The organism is Flavobacterium taihuense (assembly GCF_019351435.1).
GTDB classification, from domain to species: domain Bacteria; phylum Bacteroidota; class Bacteroidia; order Flavobacteriales; family Flavobacteriaceae; genus Flavobacterium; species Flavobacterium taihuense.
Genome location: NZ_JAHWYN010000004.1, coordinates 237,183 through 258,744 on the forward strand (window position 1 = coordinate 237,183; position 21,562 = coordinate 258,744).

At 33.9% G+C, this 21,562-nt stretch carries 16 protein-coding genes; 7 read left to right on the top strand and 9 right to left on the bottom strand.

Going from position 1 to position 21,562, the window contains the following annotated elements:
• Window positions 1–40: 40 nt before the first annotated feature.
• Window positions 41–2,770 (bottom strand): TonB-dependent receptor, encoded by a 2,730-nt coding sequence (locus KZH69_RS06335; protein ID WP_219316603.1) that lies wholly within the window; start codon window positions 2,768–2,770, stop codon window positions 41–43.
• Between the two features lie 521 nt (window positions 2,771–3,291).
• Here KZH69_RS06335 and ychF point away from each other — a divergent pair.
• From ychF to KZH69_RS06370, 7 genes are all read left to right on the top strand, one after another.
• A complete protein-coding gene (ychF, locus tag KZH69_RS06340; protein ID WP_219316604.1) occupies window positions 3,292–4,386 on the top strand; it encodes a redox-regulated ATPase YchF in 1,095 nt (364 codons plus the stop codon).
• A gap of 231 nt (window positions 4,387–4,617) precedes the next feature.
• Window positions 4,618–5,535 (top strand): YihY/virulence factor BrkB family protein, encoded by a 918-nt coding sequence (locus tag KZH69_RS06345; RefSeq protein WP_219316605.1) that lies wholly within the window; start codon window positions 4,618–4,620, stop codon window positions 5,533–5,535.
• Window positions 5,536–5,546: 11 nt separating this feature from the next.
• Complete coding sequence (locus KZH69_RS06350) at window positions 5,547–6,068, top strand: NADPH-dependent FMN reductase (RefSeq protein WP_219316606.1); 522 nt, start codon at window positions 5,547–5,549, stop codon at window positions 6,066–6,068.
• 141 nt (window positions 6,069–6,209) lie between these two features.
• Window positions 6,210–10,184, top strand: coding sequence for a PAS domain S-box protein (locus KZH69_RS06355; RefSeq protein WP_219316607.1), 3,975 nt, complete (start codon window positions 6,210–6,212; stop codon window positions 10,182–10,184).
• Window positions 10,185–10,311: 127 nt separating this feature from the next.
• Entirely contained in the window at window positions 10,312–10,695 is a 384-nt protein-coding gene (locus KZH69_RS06360; RefSeq protein WP_219316608.1) for a response regulator, read from the top strand.
• 220 nt (window positions 10,696–10,915) lie between these two features.
• A complete protein-coding gene (locus KZH69_RS06365; RefSeq protein ID WP_219316609.1) occupies window positions 10,916–12,781 on the top strand; it encodes a DNA topoisomerase IV subunit B in 1,866 nt (621 codons plus the stop codon).
• Between the two features lie 45 nt (window positions 12,782–12,826).
• Window positions 12,827–15,550: a DNA gyrase/topoisomerase IV subunit A gene (locus KZH69_RS06370; protein ID WP_219316610.1), complete on the top strand. Its 2,724-nt coding sequence runs from the start codon at window positions 12,827–12,829 to the stop codon at window positions 15,548–15,550.
• A 93-nt stretch (window positions 15,551–15,643) separates the two neighbouring features.
• Here the strand turns inward: KZH69_RS06370 and KZH69_RS06375 are convergent, their stop codons facing one another.
• The 8 genes from KZH69_RS06375 to KZH69_RS06410 form a co-directional block, all read right to left on the bottom strand.
• Window positions 15,644–16,315 (bottom strand): 3'-5' exonuclease, encoded by a 672-nt coding sequence (locus tag KZH69_RS06375; RefSeq protein ID WP_219316611.1) that lies wholly within the window; start codon window positions 16,313–16,315, stop codon window positions 15,644–15,646.
• The gene (locus KZH69_RS06380; protein WP_219316612.1) at window positions 16,315–18,234 is read right to left on the bottom strand and encodes a DUF294 nucleotidyltransferase-like domain-containing protein; all 1,920 of its coding nucleotides are present in this window, start codon (window positions 18,232–18,234) and stop codon (window positions 16,315–16,317) included. Before KZH69_RS06380 ends, KZH69_RS06375 begins: the two co-directional genes overlap by 1 nt.
• Before the next feature lie 76 nt (window positions 18,235–18,310).
• Window positions 18,311–19,087 (bottom strand): TerC family protein, encoded by a 777-nt coding sequence (locus KZH69_RS06385; protein ID WP_219316613.1) that lies wholly within the window; start codon window positions 19,085–19,087, stop codon window positions 18,311–18,313.
• A gap of 73 nt (window positions 19,088–19,160) precedes the next feature.
• Window positions 19,161–19,535 carry a DNA topoisomerase IV gene (locus KZH69_RS06390; protein ID WP_219316614.1) on the bottom strand — a complete coding sequence of 125 codons (375 nt, stop codon included), beginning with the start codon at window positions 19,533–19,535 and terminating at the stop codon, window positions 19,161–19,163.
• A 188-nt stretch (window positions 19,536–19,723) separates the two neighbouring features.
• Window positions 19,724–20,299, bottom strand: a complete 576-nt coding sequence (locus KZH69_RS06395; RefSeq protein WP_219316615.1) for a DUF1572 family protein — start codon at window positions 20,297–20,299, stop codon at window positions 19,724–19,726.
• A 2-nt stretch (window positions 20,300–20,301) separates the two neighbouring features.
• On the bottom strand, window positions 20,302–20,874 hold the full coding sequence (locus KZH69_RS06400; protein ID WP_219316616.1) for a pentapeptide repeat-containing protein: 573 nt from the start codon (window positions 20,872–20,874) through the stop codon (window positions 20,302–20,304).
• Window positions 20,874–21,092: a DUF6095 family protein gene (locus tag KZH69_RS06405; protein ID WP_219316617.1), complete on the bottom strand. Its 219-nt coding sequence runs from the start codon at window positions 21,090–21,092 to the stop codon at window positions 20,874–20,876. The genes KZH69_RS06400 and KZH69_RS06405 overlap by 1 nt, the downstream gene beginning before the upstream one ends.
• Before the next feature lie 4 nt (window positions 21,093–21,096).
• Entirely contained in the window at window positions 21,097–21,558 is a 462-nt protein-coding gene (locus KZH69_RS06410) for a hypothetical protein (protein ID WP_219316618.1), read from the bottom strand.
• Window positions 21,559–21,562: the final 4 nt, after the last annotated feature.

The window sequence follows — 21,562 nt, forward strand, 5'->3', positions numbered from 1 at the left end:
GCTACCCGAAGATAGCTCTTTTGTAATTTAGGAATTCAAATTAGAATTTATAGTTTAATGATAGATTCATCATTGTTCCCAATTGACTAAAATGAGATCCGTCATAAGTCATTTGAGAATAGCGGCCATTGAAGGTTAAATCATTGATTTGGTTTTTCAATGTTGCTGGGTCATTCATGATGGCTTCAGCTCCTGCAGACCCGTCTGATTTTAATTCCCATTCTGGTAATACATTAAATAAGTTGTTTACATTTAGAGCTAAGCTAATTTTATCAGTAGCTCTATAAGAAATTCCTAAATCAGTTACCATTTTCGTTAAGAACTCAACAGTAAGGTTTTTATCGTATAAATCGGCATTTTTGAATTTTGCAGGTCCAAAAACAGTATTGTTTAGTGAAAATGTGAATTTGTCTATTTCATAGTCAGCTCCAAGAATTACTTTGAACTCTGGGCGCGAAGTAAGTAGTAAAGCCTCCGAAGTTTTGCCAAATACTGATTGATCTACTGCTTCAACACTTGCAATATTTCTAACATCGCCATCTAAAGCATTTTCAATAGTATAGTTTCCTGAAAGATTTATAGCTAATTTCCCTGTTCCTAATCCTATATTTCTGTAGTTGGCCACAAGGTCTAAACCAGATGTTTTAGTGTCTATAGCATTTGTGAAAAAGGATTGAATGTTGCCAGGGCTAAAAGTAATTTTATCACCCAAGACGATACGATCCTTTACACTAATATAATAGTAATCTAAAGTAGCACTAAAGTTTTTAATTGGATTAATCCCTATACCAACTGTGTAATTGGTTGAACTTTCCGCTTTCAAACTTGGAACACCTCTTAATCTAGCTGCAGATGACACGTTGTTTATGATTCCTTCTAGCTGAATTCCGCCAGCAGCAAATGATGATTGTACTTTTTGAGTGTAAATTTGGTGTAATGTAGGAGCTCTAAACCCTGTAGAAACAGATCCTCTCAAAGTAATTTTGTCATCGATAAATTTATATCTTGAACTTAATTTCCATACTGTTTTATTTCCAAAATCACTATAATCTTCGTAACGAATTGTTCCTTCAAATAGTAAATCTTTTGTGGCATCCAAAGAAGCACTAAGATAATAACCAACATTGTAGCGATTAAATTTACCTGAGTTTTCTGGTCTGTTACCTTGATAAGAATCGGCTCCAAGTCCAATATAAGAGGCTTCGTCTCCTTCTCTAACTTCAAATGTTTCTGTTCTAAACTCAGAACCAAAAGCAAAACTGAAATTATCAGATAATCTTTTGTTGATGTCAATGTTACCTACATAATGTGTAAAACCTACGCCACCTGGATTAAAATCAATTGGGCCACTATAAACGTTCGGATCTGGTGCATAAATAAAATCCGGAGTTGTAGGGTCTCCATCTAAATCTTCTTGTGAGCGGTTATGGGAATTTGAAACGGTGTAATTTTGTTGGTTTCCGCCTGTTGTAAAACTGGCATCTGCATTCCAGCCGTCTTGTTCAAATTTATATCCAATAGTTGCGTTGTAATCATTTAACTCTCCTTCAAAACTTGGCACATATCCTTGATATGAAGCTGGTGTGCCATCACCAAATAAAGATGCCAAATATGGGAAGTCAGTAGTAGTTCTCCAATATGGAGTTCTATAATTGGCAAATGAATTAACTTTTTTGTAAACATAGGCTGCATTATAATAGAATTGTGTGTGATCATTGATGTCTTTACCACCATTGATAACGAATTTAGCGGCTGCTGTTTCTGGTGATCCGTTTATGTTTCCAGCATCAGGATGTTTTGATAAAAAGTTTTTAATATCTGGCAAAGTATTTATACCTGCAGTTGTACCTCCCCAGTAATTGAATTCTCCGTCAGCATCTACTGTACCTGGACGATTTGCCATTTCCGTTTTTGAGAAATCTAAAGTGTAATTTACAAATCCACTATCGCCAACAGTTGTTCCGTTGTTTATGGTTAATCCAAATGTTTCTCCATCACCTTCACTTGTAATACCAGTCCTAAGAGTTGCTGAGCCTGTGTTGCTATTCTTTTTCAAGATAATGTTCATTACACCTGCAATAGCATCAGATCCGTATTGAGCAGAAGCTCCATCTCTTAGAATCTCAACTCTTTCAATTGCGTCAGTAGGAATTGCAGAAATATCAGCTCCTGTTTCACCACGTCCTGGTGAAGTTTGTACATAAACAAGAGCGCTTAGGTTTTTACGTTTACCATTAATTAAGATTAATGTTCTACTTGGTCCCATGTTTCTAATCTCATAAGGATCCAGTAATGATGTAGCGTCATTTACGGGTGTGTTTACAGTGTTAAATGACGGAATTCTGTACTGTAATGCTTTGTCGAAAGTGGCTTGCCCAGTAGAGGTCAAGTCTTTGGCGCTTAAAACATCAATAGGTAATGCCGATGTAGTGTTGGTTCTGGTCGATGTTCTCGAACCAGTAACTACAACTTCGTCTAGTTTTTGTCCGCCAGTTTCTTCTTCTAAATCAACATTGATGATAGCAGTTGTAGCTGATCTTGTAGCCGTATTATATCCTATGTAGCTAAAAATTAATGTGGCTCCTTCATTTACGCTTAATTTGTAGCTACCTTCCGAATCAGTAGAAACTCCATTCTTTGTTCCTTTTTCCTGGACGTTAACTCCTGGCAGTGGTGTGCCTGTTTTGTCTTTCACGACTCCGGAAACTTCTCTTTGGGCCAGCATAAAGGTGGCATTTAGCAAAAAGAATAGTAATGTGATTTTTTTCATAATCAATTAAGTTTGGTTGGTTATTGGTTAATTATTTATGCTAATATAACAAAATATTAACATAAAAAATATATAATGTTATATTTTGTCTTAAAAGAGGTTTAAAATTATCAATACGGTAATTTCAGGTGTTTATACTTGTTGTAAAAAAAGCAATTGGTAATTATAGAGGTTTAATTTAGAGTTTTCTTTTTTTTGGATATATCTATTTCACGGAGGAGATTTTGAACAATCATCAATAATGTTTATTTAGCGATGATATCGCAAGCATAGATGTATTTTTAAGATTTATAAAAATACTTTCTATACTTAGTGTAAAGATCCGTAGTTATTTTAAAATGCTTCTTTTTATAATATGTAGGTGATAATTTTAGTGCCTCAAGGCTTTATATAAGCTAAAGAATGAAAAGGAAGGGCGAATATTTGTGGAGTAATGTCTTTATGCCTTATATTTGCAAACTTTAAAAAAGGAATTACTAAAAACAAGTAGTAGACAACTGTTATTTGTAAACAAACATAATATGAAAGCAGGAATTGTAGGGTTACCAAATGTTGGAAAATCAACATTATTCAATTGTTTATCGAATGCAAAAGCGCAAAGTGCCAACTTTCCATTTTGTACAATCGAGCCTAATATTGGAGTAGTGAATGTACCAGATCCAAGAATCGAAAAATTAGAATTGCTGGTAAAACCGGAGCGTGTTCAAATGGCCACTGTAGATATCGTGGATATTGCTGGATTGGTAAAAGGAGCCAGTAAAGGGGAAGGTTTAGGGAATCAATTTTTAGGAAACATTAGAGAGTGTAATGCTATTATTCACGTTTTGCGTTGTTTTGATAATGATAACATTGTTCACGTTGACGGAAATGTAAATCCTATTCGTGACAAAGAAACTATTGACATTGAGTTACAATTAAAAGACCTTGAAACCGTTGAAAAACGTTTAGAGAAGGTAAATCGCGCTGCCAAAACCGGAAATAAAGAAGCACAGACTGAAAAAGCACTTTTGGACAGAATCAGAGAAGCACTTTTGCAGGCAAAATCTGCAAGAACAGTAACTCCACAAAGTAACGATGAGGAAGTATTGATGGAAAGTTTTCAATTGATTACTGCAAAACCTGTATTGTACGTTTGTAATGTAGATGAGAATTCAGCTGTTACGGGAAATAAGTATGTGGATCAAGTTCGTGAATTGGTTAAAGATGAAGATGCTGAAGTTATTGTTCTTTCGGTAGGTGCCGAAGCGGATATCACGGAATTGGAGAGTTATGAAGAGCGTCAAGTTTTTCTTGAAGATATGGGATTGAGCGAGCCTGGAGCATCTGTTTTAATTCGTGCTGCTTACAAACTATTGAAACAACAAACTTATTTTACAGCCGGTGTTAAAGAAGTTCGTGCTTGGACCATCAACATTGGAGCAACGGCTCCACAAGCAGCAGGAGTGATTCATACCGATTTTGAGAAAGGTTTCATTCGTGCTGAGGTAATTGCTTATGAAGATTTCGTTCAATACGGGTCGGAAGCTAAATGTAAAGAAGCCGGAAAATTCAAAGTAGAAGGAAAAGAATATATCGTAAAAGACGGTGACGTAATGCACTTTAGATTTAATGTATAGTTTCGAGAAAATAGAGAAAAGAATAAAGAAAATAGATAGAAACCTGCAAGAGTCATTTTGCAGGTTTTTTTATAGATGATTTTTTATAGATTTATTTTGGGCTAATAATTAAATTAAAATTGAATTTTAATTTAAAAAAGTATTTTTAAAGTTATAAAAACTAAAAATAATTATATAAAACTTTGGAAAAAAGCATTGCATAACTTTGAATAAATTTTCAATAAACAGATTATGCTGAATAAGGACTTATTGTCTAAATCTTGGTTTTTGCTTAAAATCACAACTTTAGAATTTATCGATGATAATGCTATAAAACTAAGTGCGGCTTTGGCCTATTACACCATTTTTGCACTACCGCCACTTTTAATTATTATCATTACAATTTGCAGTTTTTTCTTTGGGGAGGAAGCAGTTACTGGGCAGCTATATGGTCAAATTAAAAGTTTGGTTGGGAATGATGCCGCTATTCAGATTCAAGGTGCTATAAAGAATGTTGAACTTTCTGGCAGTAATGTTTTTGTGACTATATTTGGTGTAACGATGTTGTTAATCGGAGCTTCTGGAGTTTTTGCAGAGATTCAAAGTTCAATCAATTATATTTGGGGTTTACGTGCCAAACCAAATAAAGGATTTAAAAAGTTTATTCAAAACCGATTGATGTCTTTTTCGATGATTGTTTCATTAGGATTTTTGATGATTGTTAGTTTATTGGTAAATGTCATATTGGATATAGTAAATTCTAGGTTGAAATTATATTTTCCAGAAAGTACGATTTACTTATTTTATTTTATAAATTCAGTAATTGTCTTTTCCATAATCACATTGCTTTTTGCCATTATTTTTCGAACATTGCCAGACGGAATTATAAAGTGGAGAGATGCTTGTTTTGGAGCTGGATGTACTGCAATATTATTTATGATAGGGAAATTTGCTATTGGATATTATCTGGGTAATTCTACCATTGGTTCCATATATGGCGCCACGGGATCAGTAATAATTATATTGGTTTGGGTATATTATTCGGCTATAATTCTTTACTTTGGAGCCGAATTTACCAAAGTGTATGCAAAGACATATGGCGGTAAAATTTTTCCAAATGAATATTCAGTTGAAGTTATAAAAGAAATTTTAGAAATAGATAAAACCTAAGAAATAATAATATGAAAATTATAGCCTTTGCCGGAAGTCCAAGTAAAAAATCAATTAATAAAAAATTAGTCACTTATGCTGCAGGTTTGTTTGAAAATGGCCAAGTAGAGGTTTTGGATCTAAATGATTATGAAATGCCGTTATTCAGTGTTGATAAGGAAGAGGTAATTGGCCAGCATCCTTTGGCGAAAGCCTTTTTAGAAAAAATCGCTACTGCCGATTTTTTGGTGGTTTCACTTGCAGAAAATAACGGAAATTACAGTGCGGCTTTTAAAAATACTTTGGATTGGTGTTCTAGAATAAACGGAAAAATATTTCAGGATAAACCAATGTTGTTGATGGCTACTTCACCCGGAGCCAGAGGTGGAGCCAGTGTTTTAGAAATCGCCAAAAGCAATTTTCCCCGTTTTACTGCCGATATTAAAGCCGTTTTCTCATTACCAAGTTTTAATGATAATTTTGATATTAAAGTGAATGTCATTTCAAATTCAGAATTAGACAAACAATTGCAAGAGATTATAAAGACCTTTTAATTGTTCATTAAATTTTACTAAATTGTACCATTATTTTATTAAAAGTAATTTTTTTTCGTAAACTTTTAATGAAATTTTACTGATTTTAATTTTCTTTTTTAAGTGTTATAAATTCGGTATGTAAGACAATAAAGTTATGATATGATAAATAAGATAAAAGCATCCTTAGAATTCTCCTTATTGGTATTTGTTATGTCCTTGTTTCTTGTAACATTAGGTGTTTATGGTGTTTTAGAAATTAAAAAACTAAACAATACTTCACATGAACTTTACGCCGATAGAATACTTCCAATGAATCAGTTGGGAGATATTCGTTTTTATTCAACAAGCATACTTTTAATAGCGCAACAAGCAAATACAAAACAAATTACCTTTAAAGAAGCAAGAAAAGAAATTAGAAAAGCTCAGGATAGTATTACTGTCAACTGGAAGTCGTATTCGCTTAGCTATCTTGTCCCAAAAGAGAAACAAATTGCCCAAAAAATGGCATTCTTGTTGGAAAAATCAACAACTAAGGTTGAAAAGCTAATAAATATTCTAGATAAAGAAGATGCTATTGCTTTAAATCGTATTGTTAATGACGAATTGTTTTTAACAATAAGTCCAGTCTTAACAGAGGTAAGTGCTTTACTTCGTTTACAAGTCCAAATTGGGAAAAAGATATATAAAGATGATTTGGTTGCTTATGATGCTTATATCAATAAATTTTTGATCATACTCATAATCGCTTTTGCTTTTCTAATTCCTTTTGCTTTTTATTTAATTAAAAAGTATCGCGCTATTATTAATGGTTTTAATTTAAATGAAGATAAATTAGTTGTAAGCGATTTGAATTATAGAAATCTAATTGAATATGCTGGTGAAGCAATTCTTGTATTGAATGAGGACACGAGAGTCAGCGATTTAAACGATCATGCCTGCAAATTATTTGGATATTCCAGGCAGGAACTTTTAAAAATGAAAATTTCGGATTTAATATTTCCCGATCAATTAGAAAAACAGAAGCTTGATATTGAAAAAATCAAGAAAGATAAATATGCAATACTTTATAGAAAAATTAAGAGAAAAGACGGAACAGCAATCGATACAGAAATTAGTAATCGATTGATAGAGGGAAAAGGTTTTTTTGCAATTATTCGAGATGTTACAGAACAAAATAAAATACAAAATCTAGTTAAAGAATCAGAAGATAAATACCGTTATTTATTTGATAAAAACCCAGCGACAATAATTATATGGGATTTGGAAACTTTCAAAGTATTGGAAGTCAATGAACTTGTGCTTACAAAATATGGATATACTATAGAAGAGTGGGGGGAAATGACAGTTTTTGATTATCGTCCAGAAGAGGAACATCAGATAATTAAGAATTTTAGAGATCGGATTTTAGATAAAGGTAGTCCTAGAACTGTTACTAACGGGTATAGGAATCATTTGAAAAAAAATGGAGAGAAAATTTTGGTTGAAATTACATCCCATGAAATAGTTTATAATAATCGTTCCGCTATTTTATCGCTTGCAAATGATGTAACAGATAAGATAAAAGCGAAAGAAGAATTAAAGAAACGAGAAGAAAAATACAGATACCTGTTTGATAATAATCCAGCTTACATAATAATATGGAATTTGGAAACCCTGAAAGTAGAGGAAGTAAATGAAGCTGTACTAGAAAAATACGGATACAGTAGAGAGGAATGGAAATCAATGACTGTTTTGGATTATCGTCCTCAAGAGGATTGTGAAAGAATAAGAAACTTTGCCGATACTATTTTGAATAATGATGAAGCTATAATAACAAGTAAAAATCATTGGATTCATTTTGCAAAAAACGGTGAGACGATGTTGATGGAAATTGCTTCTCACAAAATCGTTTATAATAATCAGCCAGCAGTTTTGTCACTGGGGCGTGATGTGACTGAACAGGTGAGATATAAAAACGAATTAGGGGAGCGTAATGCTCAGATGACTTTATTTATAGAACACAGTCCTGCGGCATTGGCTATGTTTGATCTTGAAATGAAATACATAGCCGCTAGCAATAGATGGATGGCCGATTATAATATTGAAAGTCTTCAGATAATTGGTAAATCACATTATGAAGTTTTTCCGGGTTTGTCTCAGGAATGGAAAGAAATTCATCAACGGTGTTTGAATGGAGCTATTGAAAGTAAAAATGAAGACTTTTTTGTAAGAGAAGATGGGAATATTGAATGGTTGAGATGGGATATTCATCCGTGGTACAAAGCAACAGGTGACATAGGCGGTATTATCATGTTTACCGAAGTAATAACAGAAAAAAAGAGAGCCGCAGAAATGTTTAAAAAACAGTTTGAGAATTCTCCTGATATTATTTTGTATGTCAATAAAAACTATAAAATAGAACTAATTAATAGAGGAACCCCAGGGGGTATGACTCCTGAACAACTCATTGGGGTAAATTGTATTTCGGTTTTACCGGAAGAGAGCCAACAATCTGCAAGAGAAGCTATAAAGAAATGCTTTGAAACAGGTGAGAATCTGGAACTTGAGTATGCATTAAGTCATGGTCGTTGGTTTCGATCAAGATTTGTGCCCATGCTCACGAATGATGAGGTTACGCATGTAATGATTTTTGGGACAGATTTAACCGAAAAAAAACAGGCTGAAGTTAAATTAAAACAAAGTGAAGAAAAGCATCGGGCTTTGACTGAGAATATAAGTGATGCCATTATTTTAGTTAATGAAAAATTTGAGATCGAATATCAAAGTCCTTCATCCGAAAATATTTCAGGCTATAGTTTTGAAGAAGTAAAACTAAAATCGGTATTCAGTTTTATGCATCCCGATGAATATGAAAAGCAACAAAAATTTTATAAAAAATCATTTCTTTCTCCAGGAGTTCCCATGCAAAATCAGTTTCGTATTATTCACAAAGAGGGACATATTATTTGGATTGAAGGTACTGTTTTGAACTTGCTGCAGAATGAAAATGTTGGAGCCTTTATTATCAATTATAGAAATATAACTAATCGTAAAAAGCTTGACGAACAATTGGCATTAACAGCTTCTATTGTCAATTCATCAGATGATGCGATTATTAGTAAAACTATTGATGGTATTATAACTTCATGGAATCTAGGAGCAGAAAAAGTTTTAGGGTATACACCAGAGGAAACTATTGGAAAGCATATTTCTTTGCTATTGCCCTTAGATCTGCGAGGGGAGGAACGAAAGATTTTGGGAGAAATTCGAAAAGGGAATTCAGTTGATCACTATGAAACCAAGAGATTAAAAAAAGACCAGCAAATTATTGATGTATCTCTTACGGTTTCGCCTATAAGAGATGTGTTGGGAAATATAATTGGAGCCTCAAAAATTATGCGAGATATTACAGAACGTAAAAACTTTGAGGATGATCTTATTCGTTATAATGATGAACTAAAAAAAGCTAATTCAGAATTAGATCGTTTTGTTTATAGTGCTTCCCATGATTTGCGTGCTCCACTCAAATCGATGTTAGGCCTTATTCATATTACAAAAGAAGGTATTGAACCGAATGATACCATAATGCATGATAGATTAGAAATGCTTAATGGTAGTGTGGAAAAATTAGATGGTTTTATCGAAGAGATACTTCATTATTCCAGAAATGCGAGAATGGAGGTAGCAAGAGAAGTAATTGATTTTGAAAAATTAACTCAAGCGATACAATTAAACCATAAATTTATGGAGGGTATAGAAAATGTAAATTTTGAAGTTGAAATACTATCAGAGGGAAAATTTGTATCAGATTTCAGAAGATTGAGTGTAATTATAGCTAATCTGTGTTCTAATGCCATTAAATATAAGGATTTGTCTAAACAAAATCAGTTTGTGAATTTTTCAATAAGTTATAATGAAAGCAGAGCGATTTTTATAATAAAAGATAACGGAATTGGTATAGTTGCCAAAGACAGAGAAAAAATATTTGAAATGTTCTATAGAGCGACCACGCATTCTTCAGGTTCAGGCCTCGGTTTGTATATTGTTAAGGAAACTCTCGAAAAACTTGGAGGAAAAATAACAGTCGAATCCGAATTAAGAGTAGGGACTAAGTTTATTGTAGAGGTTCCAAATCAAATTGACAAATTGAATTAGTTTTATGTAATCCATATTCATGATTGATAATTATGATACTTAGAGAAAAGAGATACATAGTTCAATAATGTCAAAAAAAATATAAATGGACATAAATTTTATTTCGAATAAATAATAAATAACACCCATGACTAAGAAACACGTATTATTGATTGATGATAACGATATAGACAATTACATAACGAATCATACTATAAATAAAAGTCAAATTGCAGAAAAAATCACCATTAAAAAAACTGCAGTTGAGGCATTAGAATACTTAGAAACTATTAAAGAGGATAAAGAAGAATTTCCGGAGTTAATTTTTCTGGATATCAGAATGCCTATGATGGATGGTTTTGAGTTTCTGGATGAATTAATTAAATTTCCTATAGTCGTAGATAAACATTGTGAAGTTTTAATGCTTTCTTCTTCCAGTGATCAAAATGATATTGACCGTGCATTTGAATATTCTATTGTTAAAAAATTCATGACTAAGCCTTTAAAAAAGGAAATGCTAGAAGATTTATAGTGTTATGAAATACAAAAGAGATGTCTTTTCGAATCGCTATCGTAAGAATCTATAATATAGAATTAGTTGAATGTTTTCATAGAAAAAAATGAAAGTTTGAATAGGTTTTCATTCGATGGAAAACTGTTTTGTGAAATGCAATTATTAATAACTTCTCTAATTTACATTTTTATTTTCTCTCGATTTCAACTACATTAGCACAAAATCCACAAAAGTAAAAATGTCAGATCAAAATCAATACACCGAAGATAATATCCGTTCTCTCGACTGGAAAGAACACATCCGTATGCGTCCCGGAATGTACATTGGGAAACTCGGTGATGGGTCTTCGCCAGATGATGGTATTTATATTTTATTAAAAGAGGTTCTCGATAATTGTATCGATGAATTTGTGATGGGGGCTGGTAAAACCATCGAAGTTACCATTAAAGATAAAACAGTTACTGTTCGTGATTATGGACGTGGAATTCCATTAGGAAAAGTAATTGATGTGGTGTCCAAAATGAATACTGGAGGTAAATACGATTCATTGGCTTTCAAGAAATCGGTTGGTTTGAATGGAGTCGGGACAAAAGCGGTAAATGCATTGTCTCATTTTTTTCGTGTAGAATCCGTTCGTGAGGACAAACAAAAAGCAGCTGAGTTTTCTGGAGGAAATTTAGTTTTGGAAGAAGATATTATTGAAACTACAAAACGAAAGGGGACTAAAGTCTCTTTTATTCCAGACGAAACAATCTTTAAAAATTATAAATTCAGATTTGAGTATGTAATTAAAATGCTTAAAAACTATTGTTATTTGAACAATGGATTGACGATAATTTTTAATGGAGAAAAATATTATTCCGAAAATGGATTAAAAGATTTACTGGAAGAAACCATACATGCTGATGATTTAGAGTATCCTATTATTCATCTCAAAGGAGATGACATTGAGATGGCTTTGACGCATAGCAAAACACAATACAGTGAAGAATACCACTCTTTTGTAAACGGGCAAAACACCACACAGGGAGGAACACATCTTGCTGCTTATCGTGAGGCGATTGTCAAAACGATAAGAGAGTTTTACAACAAAAGTTTTGAAGCTTCAGATGTACGAAAATCAGTTGTGAGTGCGATAAGCATCAAAGTAATGGAGCCTGTTTTCGAGTCGCAAACCAAAACTAAATTAGGTTCTACTGACATGGGTTCTGAACCCGGAATGCCTTCGGTTCGTACCTTTGTAAATGATTTTGTAAAAACAAAGCTAGACAATTATTTGCATAAAAATCCAGTAACTGCCGATGCTTTGTTGCGAAAAATTCTCCAAGCCGAACGCGAGCGTAAAGAATTATCAGGTATTCGAAAATTGGCTACAGATCGTGCCAAGAAAGCCAATCTGCACAATAAGAAATTAAGAGATTGCCGTGCGCATCTTCCTGATACCAAAAATCCTAAGAGCTTAGAAAGTACGTTGTTTATTACCGAGGGAGATTCGGCTTCTGGGTCGATTACTAAATCCCGTGATGTGAATACTCAGGCGGTTTTTAGTTTGCGTGGTAAGCCTTTGAATTCGTACGGAATGAGTAAAAAAATTGTGTATGAAAACGAAGAATTCAATTTATTGCAAGCGGCGCTGGACATTGAAGACGGATTAGAAAAATTGCGTTACAACAACATCGTAATTGCAACCGATGCCGATGTCGACGGAATGCACATTCGATTATTACTGATTACTTTTTTTCTGCAATTTTTCCCAGAATTAATCAAGGAAGGCCATTTGTATATTTTGCAAACACCGCTTTTTAGAGTTCGAAACAAGAAAGAAACCATTTACTGCTATTCTGAAGAAGAACGAAAAGACGCTATAGAAAAATTAAAACCAAAACCGGAAATCACCCGATTTAAGGGATTGGGAGAAATATCGCCAGACGAGTTCAAGAATTTCATCGGAGAAACGATTCGTCTAGATCCTATTATGATGGATAAAAACACTTCTATAGAACAATTATTGTCGTTTTATATGGGTAAAAATACCCCTGACCGACAAGATTTCATTATCAAGAATCTGAAGGTGGAGATTGATGTTTTGGAAGAAGTGAAATAAGTTTAAAAGGAAAAGTAGTTATTCCTATATTTTTATAATAAATAAATGAAAGACGAAGAAGACGATAACATAATTCCAGATAGCGAAGAAAATAATTCGGAAAATCATTCTAATGATGAAAATCAAGAAGATAATGATTCCGATGAAATTATCAATGTTGAAGCCAAGCATTTTGAAGGGCAGCATTTTTACGAGAATGATAATGAGGAAGGCGATACCATTACCAAAGTTACGGGAATGTACAAAGATTGGTTTTTGGATTATGCTTCTTATGTAATTCTGGAGAGAGCTGTTCCTGCTATTGAGGATGGTTTCAAACCCGTACAACGTAGAATCATGCACTCTTTGAAAGAGTTGGACGATGGTCGTTACAATAAGGTTGCCAATGTTGTTGGTCACACCATGCAGTATCACCCGCACGGTGATCAGAGTATTGGTGACGCAATGGTGCAAATTGGCCAGAAAGAATTATTAATTGATTGTCAAGGGAACTGGGGGAATATCTTAACAGGTGATGGAGCTGCGGCTTCTCGTTATATCGAAGCACGTTTGTCAAAATTCGCTTTGGAAGTTTTGTATTCTCCAAAAATTACCGATTGGGGCGTTTCCTATGATGGACGTCGTGCCGAGCCAAATAACCTGCCTGTAAAATTTCCGCTATTATTGGCATCAGGAGCCGAGGGGATTGCTGTGGGGCTTTCGACTAAAGTTTTGCCTCATAATTTTAATGAATTGATAGATTCGTCCATTAAAATTCTGAAAGGAAAGCCATTTACATTGTATCCCGATTTCTTGACGCAAGGAATCGCCGATGTGTCCAATTATAATGATGGAATGCGTGGTGGTCGTGTTCGTGTTCGTGCCAAAATTGGTCAGCTGGACAAAAATACCTTGGTGATTACCCAAATTCCGTTTTCGACCAATACGACAACATTGATTGACAGTATTTTGAAAGCCAATGATAAAGGTAAAATCAAAATCAAAAAAATAGAAGACAATACTGCTGCTGAAGTAGAGATATTAATACATCTTTTTCCTGGAGTTTCTCCAGATAAAACAATTGATGCCTTGTTTGCATTCACTGCTTGCGAAACTTCGGTGGCGCCTTTGGGTTGTGTGATTGAGGATAATAAACCCTTGTTTATCGGGGTTTCGGATATGTTGAAAATTTCGACTAACCGAACCGTTCAGCTTTTGAAAAGTGAACTCGAAATTCAATTGGGTGAACTCGAAGAGCAATGGCATTTCTTGTCTTTGGAGCGTATTTTCATCGAAAATAAAATCTACCGCGATATTGAGGATAAAACGACCCGGGAAGATGTAATTCAAGCAGTTGACGATGGGTTAAAACCGTTTACCAAGAATTTGAAGCGAGCGGTAACCGAAGAAGATATCTTGAGGTTATTGGATATCCGAATTATGCGTATTTCGAAATTCGATAGCAATAAAGCACAAGACAAAATCGAAGCTTTGGAAGGAAGCATCGAACAGGTAAAATACGATTTGGAACATATTATCGATTTTGCGATAGCTTATTTTACAAGATTAAAAGAGAAATACGGTAAAGGCAGAGAACGCCAAACCGAGTTGCGTATTTTTGATGATATCGAAGCTACAAAAGTAGTTTTAAGAAATACAAAATTGTACGTAAATAGGGAAGAAGGCTTCGTGGGAACTAGCTTGAAAAAAGACGAATATGTTACTGATTGTTCCGATATTGATGATGTGATTGTTTTTCTAAGAGACGGAAAAATGATGATTACCAAAGTCGATGCCAAAACATTCGTTGGTAAAGATATCATCCACGTTGCCATTTTTGACAAAAGTGATAAACGTACCATTTATAATATGATTTACCGTGACGGAAAATCAGGGCCATCTTATATAAAACGATTCAATGTTTCTGGAGTTACACGTGACAAACCGTATGATTTGACGAATGAAACTGCGGGTTCGCAAACTTTGTATTTTTCTTGTAATCCAAATGGAGAAGCGGAGGTAATTACGATTTTATTACGCCAAGTGGGAAGTATCAAAAAACTGAAATTCGATATTGATTTTGCTGCTTTAGCTATTAAGGGACGTGCTTCCAAAGGGAATTTAGTTTCTAAATATCCAATCAAAAAAATTGAATTGAAAGAGAAAGGTATTTCAACATTATTACCTAGAAAGGTTTGGTTTGATGATACGGTGCAACGATTGAATGTAGATGCTAGAGGAGAATTGTTGGGCGAATTTAGGCCAAGTGATAAAATTTTAGTGATTTCACAAGCTGGAAAAATAAAAGTCATTACACCCGAATTGACTACTCATTTTGATGAAGATATGATTGTTTTGGAGAAGTGGATTCCTAAAAAACCTATTTCGGCTATTTATTATGATGGTGAAAAAGAACGTTATTACATCAAACGATTTTTGGTAGAAACCGAAAATAAAGAGGAAAGTTTTATTACGGAACATCCAAACTCAAGATTAGAAATCGTAGCAACAGATTATCGTCCTGTAGCCGAATTAGTTTTTACTAAAGTAAAAGGAGTTCAAAAAGAGAATATGACTGTAGATATTGAGTCTTTTATTGCCGTTAAAGGATTTAAAGCGCTCGGTAATCAATTGACTACCGATAAACTGAAGCAGGTGAATCTATTGGAACCCTTACCGTACGAAATTCCGGAAGAAATTATTCCGGAAGAAATAGAAGTACAGGGTGAAACCAATGGCGATGATGCCGATATCCAATTAGATGATGACGGACAGGTTGTACTGTTTTAATTAAGCCAAAAAAAGCTCCTGTTTTAGGAGCTTTTTTGGCTTAATTAAGATTTAAAAAATAATTTTATTTTGCAAAAATCTCCTGTGTACAATTTAATATTTGAACAAATCTATTAAAGTAAATTCTTTTTTGCCTTTTAAATCTTTAAGTTTTTTTACAATTTTCAGGAAAGCAATTGCAGTGATATAAGCATCGCCCATTGCAGTGTGTCGGTCTTTTTTGGAGATATCGAATTTATCGGCAAGATCATCCAAGGCATAATGGTCTTTGCGTTCCAGTAAATTAGACATGATGAGTGTTTTTTTATAAAGATACGCAGTGTCCAATGTTTTATTTGTTAAAATGGGGAGACCATTTCGTTCAAGAGCACGGTTTATCATTGTTATATCAAATATAGTATGATGTGCAATGATGATAGCATCTCCCAAAAATGTCAAAAATTGTTGTAATGCTTCTAATTCTGAGGGCTTGTCCATAACCCAATCTTTCAAAATACCGTGAATTTGTGCACTGCTTTTATCGTAATGCTCTTGGTGAATATAAATCTCAAAACTATCAGGAATTGAAATTACACCGTTTTGTAATGTAACGACCCCAATGCAAAGTATTCGGTCATTTTCATGATCAAAGCCCGTAGTTTCTGTATCTAGAACTACAAAGCGAGTACTATCTACTCGATTAGAAAGTGTTTTGTCAATTGTTTTTTCTTTAATTTTTAAAAAATCAAAGAGACTTGCTTTGCTTTTTTTTAAAAAGTCTTTCATTACAATATATTTGAAGGATTAAAACGGATTGAAATGATTTCCTGTATCTCTTTAATGGTTTTAAAGGTACTCTTGAGCTTTATTTTTTCTAGCTTTGTTAGGTCTCCCAAGGCAATGTATTGACCGGAATCATTATGCAATAATCCTTGTTTAGTTCTAAATTTCAGTAAGGCTCTGTAGGAGTAGGAACACGCTAGGTACAATTCTTTATTCTGTGGTTCCAATTCTGCTAATTTTTCAAAACGTTCAGGAGTATTGCTAATAGATTTTACCGCATGGGATAGAATCAATACTCTTGCGGCATCACTCAAAGGCATTAGTGCTCTTCTTTTTATGTCAAAAAAATCTTTGTTGGCACCATCCTGTTCTAATAAAAACTCTCTAAAGAATCCAGTAGGAGAAGGGCTTTGCAAAGCACCACTCACTAAATGAAGATAAAATACTGGGTTTGCTTTTATATCTTCCAGAATGTAATCAGATAGTTTGTTTGCAAGTTCACTGTCACCATACGAAAGACTGTAATCAAAGAAAATGAAAGACAGCAGTACTTCGTCTTTTCCGGTATTGGTAATCCAATGATGTACTAGTTTTTTCCATTCATCAAGACTTAAACACCATTTAGGATTAGAAGCCATCATTTCGGCAGGGCAATAATCGTATCCAATTTCAAATAATCCTTTGTTGACATGCATGGCTAATTCTAAGAAATATTTTTTGGTTTTCTCTCTTAAATCCTCGGATACATCTTCATAAACTAAAGCATTATCTTGGTCGGTTTGCAATAACTGTTCACTACGTCCTTGACTTCCCATTGCCAGCCACGCAAATTTAGCTGGTGGTGGGGTGCTCATTTTTTTTAATGCTATTTCAATAACTTGTTGGATGCACACATCATTCAGTTCGGTGATAATTTTTGATGTCAGTGAAATTGGTATATTTTGATCCAAATACCCTTGCAATAATTGCATGATACTGGCGCGTATGGGTTTGATTTCCTTGTATTTTTTAGCTCTTTTTACTGCCTTTATTAATACAGCAGGATTATTTCCCAAAGAGACCATCACGTCGTGTTTGGAAAGGATACCTACCGCTTTTGTATTGGGAGTACCATCTTTAGTTAGACATATATGGCTGATGTTGCTTTTCATCATAGCCATCTGTGCTTGAGTGGTAGTCAGTTTTTTGGGATAGGTAATAACAGGGCTCGTCATGATTAGGGAAGCCGACGTAGTGATAGGATATTCACCCGTTACAATTTTGTTTCTTAAATCTTTATCGGTGATAATACCGATAGGCAGTTTATCTTCTACAACAAGTACAGCTCCGACATTTTTTTTGGTCATAATTTCGGCTATGGCTTTTGCAGTGGTTATAGACGAACAAGTGACTATTTTTTTGGAATATTTTACGGGCTGAATGTCTAATAATTTGTTGTCAGTATCCAGAATTTCTCCTGCCAAAGTTTCCCCATACAGCTTACCTCTATGACTTTTAGAATAAGGATTTCGGGTATTGGAAGCAAAACTTTGAATTAGGAAATTGCCAACATCTTTGTTCTCTAGTGCATAAGGCCTAAAAAGGGCAATCGGAATAGCATAAAGAATACTTTCTTCATACGTTCTGGCTTCCATCTTGTAGTTTTCATTGGCTATAAGTGGTCTCAAACCAAAAATATCTCCTTCATCACACATGTCTAAAACATCATTTTTGGGACCTTTTCTCAGTGCGACTGCTCCTTTATGAACAATATAAAAGCAATCGTGTGTATCTTCGTTCTCGGCAAAAATAACACTGTCTTTTTCCTTGTAAATAATGGATATCTGTTCCGATAAGATTTCGATATCTTTTTGGTTTAAAAAAGTAAAAGGAGGAAAGCCTTTTAAAAAATCGGCAACTCTATGTGAAATAGTATTTTTCATTTTATTTATATGATAATAAATCTATTGTAAAAAAAAATCCAGCTACTTTAGGTAACTGGATACTTTTTGAATCCTATTATGATTTTTTATTTTTGGTTGTTTTCATATTTAATATTTCGACAAATAAAGAGAAGGAAATAGCAAAGTACAAGTAGCCTTTTGGTACTGGAGTCACATGACTTCCAAAAATAAGGGCATTTGACAAATGAGCACTTTCAGTCAATAGCATAAATCCAATTAAAATCAAAAAGGATAATCCTAAAATTTGAATAGAAGGATGTTTGTTAACAAAATTTCCAACTGGAACTGCAAATTGCATCATTATTAAAACCGAAATTACTACGGCAGTAATCATAATAACTAAAGCTCCTTCAACGCCGTTAGTCATCCCTACAGCGGTCAATATACTGTCGAAAGAGAAAACCAAGTCAATCATTATAATTTGTAGAATAACGCTTTGAAAAGATTTTGCGGCAGCTTTACCCAATTCTTTTTCTTCATGACCTCTCTCGTCAACTTTTTCGCGAATTTCATTGGTGCTTTTGTAGATCAGGAATAAGCCTCCTAATAACAAAATGATACTTTGGCCCGTGATTCCTGCATGTAACCAACTCCAATCGATCGTAAACCATGGTTTTTTCATTTGGGTTAAGAAATTGATTCCAAACAAGAGCGCAATTCGCATAAACATAGCCAAAAACATCCCTACTTTAGTTGCTTTTTTGCGGTCTTCAATAGCTAATTTTCCAGTTGCAATAGAGATAAAAATGATGTTGTCAATACCTAAAACAATTTCAAGAAATGTTAATGTTAATAAGGCAATCCACGCATCCGGGTTTAAGAATACTTCCATTTTATAATATTAGGGTTTAAAAAAAACATAAGTTTTTGAAATCTGCTCCCGAAAGCCTTCGGGACTGAATTCTTTAATCTGCAATCTTGATAACCGTTCCTTTTTGTTTCGAATCGACACCAACCATTCCAAATTCAAAGGTATAGGAATTTTTTGTAGTTGTCAAAATTTTCATGCCTATTGCTTTCTCTTCGGCCTTGTTTTTCGGGTGTTTTTTCTGCAAAACATATTCGCAATCATTTACCCAACGAACGGTAGATGTGTCTGTTTTGCCTTCAAAAGTCTCTATTTCAATACTATCATTACGTTCAAAAACGGTTGTTTTTTTTACACCATTAATTTCATATTCAAATTTAAATTTTCCGGTTTTAAAGTCCCTGCAGTTGCGCTCAACATCAAAGCAGGAGATTAACAGCAATAAAGGGGAGAGTAATATTATCTTTTTCATTTGTAGTTTATTAGTAATGATTTTTTATTTGTGCCTAATCCAGCAGTCTGTTGCAACTCCTCGTCTCGTTGACAAAATTTTTAAGTGTTTGCGAGAGCTTCTTTTAGTCGCTTTGCAAACACAAAATATTTAAGTCAACGAGATTGCGGGGTTTTCACTTCCATCTGGGGCAATACGCATCATGTATTTTATTTTAATCGTCTAAATTCTTCTTCCGTAAAATTTTTGATTGTTTTCTCCTGTGCAAATTTATCTGCATTATAATTATTTGATTTATTTTTTGGAATAGATAAACTATTCCATTCACTATTTTTCAGTTGTTTGGCATAAAAAACAATTTGCCCAACATGATACGGATAATGTGCTAGTTGTCTATTTATGGCTTCAATAACCGTATGGCCTTCGTTCCGGATATAAATAATTTTCGAAAGTTGTTCAGGCTGTAAACTTTCTAAAGCACCCAGAAAACAATCCCAACCCGAATCCCATAAAGCCAAAACCTGTTCTTTGGTTTGCAAATCATTTTCAAATTCTGCATCTCGATTTCTCGATTCCTTTTCACCATCCGTGGTTAGGAAATCCGTCCAGCGCGACAGCATATTCCCTGAAAGATGTTTTACAATCACGGCAATATTATTGGTGTCTTCATTTACAGATACAAAAAGTTGTTCTGGCTCCAGTTGTTCCATGGCTTTTTCTCCCAACATTTTATAGTAGAGAAATTGCTTTTTTACACTTTCAAGATAGGATGAGGCTGCATTCATAATCACTCAATTTTTATATCATATTTATCCAAAAGCCCCACAATTCCCTGACTGGAAAATTTTGCTTTTTTCATTGGGTTAAATTCCGGGTCAATTTTAAAGTTGTAGGCCGTTGTAAAATCAACACCGGCCAAAATAGTATCGTTAAAAATAGCATTATCCAAATTACAGTTTCCAAAAACCGATTGGGTCAAATTGGTTCCGATAAAAGTAACTTCTTTCATCGAACAGGAATTGAATTTGGTCTTAGGCATTTTTTTATTCGCAAAAGAACTATAGTCCAAAATGCAATCTTGAAATTGAACATTGAATAAAAAATCCTGACATGATTGAAATTGAATCCCCATTAGTTTGCAGTTCTTGAAGCTAACGGTCTTTAGGCTAGAACCTCCCAATTGGGTCATCGATAAATTACATTCTATGAATTCACAATCCATAAAACTATTGTTCGAAAAATCACTATTCGAAAAATCACAGTTTTTAAAAACGCAATCCTCAAATTCACGATTGTTAATCTTCTTACCGATATAGGTTACTTTTTCAAATGTTTTTTGAATGTGTATTAGGTCTTCCATTAGTCGTTAAATATGCCTTTCATTATTATTTTTAAACCTACAAACATCAAATACATTGACGCGAGACAAGCAATGATTCCTACAGCTAAAACCAAATAGTGCCAATTGGTATGTTGATTCATAAATGCATTATAAATAACGGTCGGGCCAATAAACATAAGCGGTAAAGCTCCTGTTAAATATTTTATTCCTTTTGCTAATAATTCTTTGTTTGTCATTTTTTTAAAATTGAAATTGTAAGCCATAACCGCTTTGATTGACAATTATATTTAGTTCAAAATTTGAATCTTTTGTAGCCGACTTTTTTAAGCCTTCATTATAAAGAGCGAGAGCATCATTTCTTTTTTTTGTTCTCCCTGATAAGACGGGGATTGAAGCAGCTAGTGAAGCTAAGCCAACATAAGTTAGCGCTGTAGGATATTTTATATCAGCAATCGCTCCCGAAACTAGGTCAGCCAAGACTAAACCACCACCAAATCCTAGTAAAAAACCACCTACGGAAGCTTTGGTTTTTGAAGCTTTGAAAAGTGCTAAAGCTTTGGTATTAGATGCTAATAATGTTTTTACTTCTTTATTTGAAAGTTGTTTTCCTTCGGCAAAAAAGAGACCTTTTTTAGTTGTTATTTCTTGGGAAAAGACCATTGTAGAAAGGAGAACAGTAAATAGAGTAATTATTTTTTTCATTAAG

Excerpts from the sequence above, each read along its gene's own strand:
- KZH69_RS06335 (WP_219316603.1), bottom strand. The coding sequence starts at position 2,770 with ATGAAAAAAATCACATTACTATTCTTTTTGCTAAATGCCACCTTTATG.
- ychF (WP_219316604.1), top strand. The coding sequence starts at position 3,292 with ATGAAAGCAGGAATTGTAGGGTTACCAAATGTTGGAAAATCAACATTA.
- KZH69_RS06345 (WP_219316605.1), top strand. The coding sequence starts at position 4,618 with ATGCTGAATAAGGACTTATTGTCTAAATCTTGGTTTTTGCTTAAAATC.
- KZH69_RS06350 (WP_219316606.1), top strand. The coding sequence starts at position 5,547 with ATGAAAATTATAGCCTTTGCCGGAAGTCCAAGTAAAAAATCAATTAAT.
- KZH69_RS06355 (WP_219316607.1), top strand. The coding sequence starts at position 6,210 with ATGATAAATAAGATAAAAGCATCCTTAGAATTCTCCTTATTGGTATTT.
- KZH69_RS06360 (WP_219316608.1), top strand. The coding sequence starts at position 10,312 with ATGACTAAGAAACACGTATTATTGATTGATGATAACGATATAGACAAT.
- KZH69_RS06365 (WP_219316609.1), top strand. The coding sequence starts at position 10,916 with ATGTCAGATCAAAATCAATACACCGAAGATAATATCCGTTCTCTCGAC.
- KZH69_RS06370 (WP_219316610.1), top strand. The coding sequence starts at position 12,827 with ATGAAAGACGAAGAAGACGATAACATAATTCCAGATAGCGAAGAAAAT.
- KZH69_RS06375 (WP_219316611.1), bottom strand. The coding sequence starts at position 16,315 with ATGAAAGACTTTTTAAAAAAAAGCAAAGCAAGTCTCTTTGATTTTTTA.
- KZH69_RS06380 (WP_219316612.1), bottom strand. The coding sequence starts at position 18,234 with ATGAAAAATACTATTTCACATAGAGTTGCCGATTTTTTAAAAGGCTTT.
- KZH69_RS06385 (WP_219316613.1), bottom strand. The coding sequence starts at position 19,087 with ATGGAAGTATTCTTAAACCCGGATGCGTGGATTGCCTTATTAACATTA.
- KZH69_RS06390 (WP_219316614.1), bottom strand. The coding sequence starts at position 19,535 with ATGAAAAAGATAATATTACTCTCCCCTTTATTGCTGTTAATCTCCTGC.
- KZH69_RS06395 (WP_219316615.1), bottom strand. The coding sequence starts at position 20,299 with ATGAATGCAGCCTCATCCTATCTTGAAAGTGTAAAAAAGCAATTTCTC.
- KZH69_RS06400 (WP_219316616.1), bottom strand. The coding sequence starts at position 20,874 with ATGGAAGACCTAATACACATTCAAAAAACATTTGAAAAAGTAACCTAT.
- KZH69_RS06405 (WP_219316617.1), bottom strand. The coding sequence starts at position 21,092 with ATGACAAACAAAGAATTATTAGCAAAAGGAATAAAATATTTAACAGGA.
- KZH69_RS06410 (WP_219316618.1), bottom strand. The coding sequence starts at position 21,558 with ATGAAAAAAATAATTACTCTATTTACTGTTCTCCTTTCTACAATGGTC.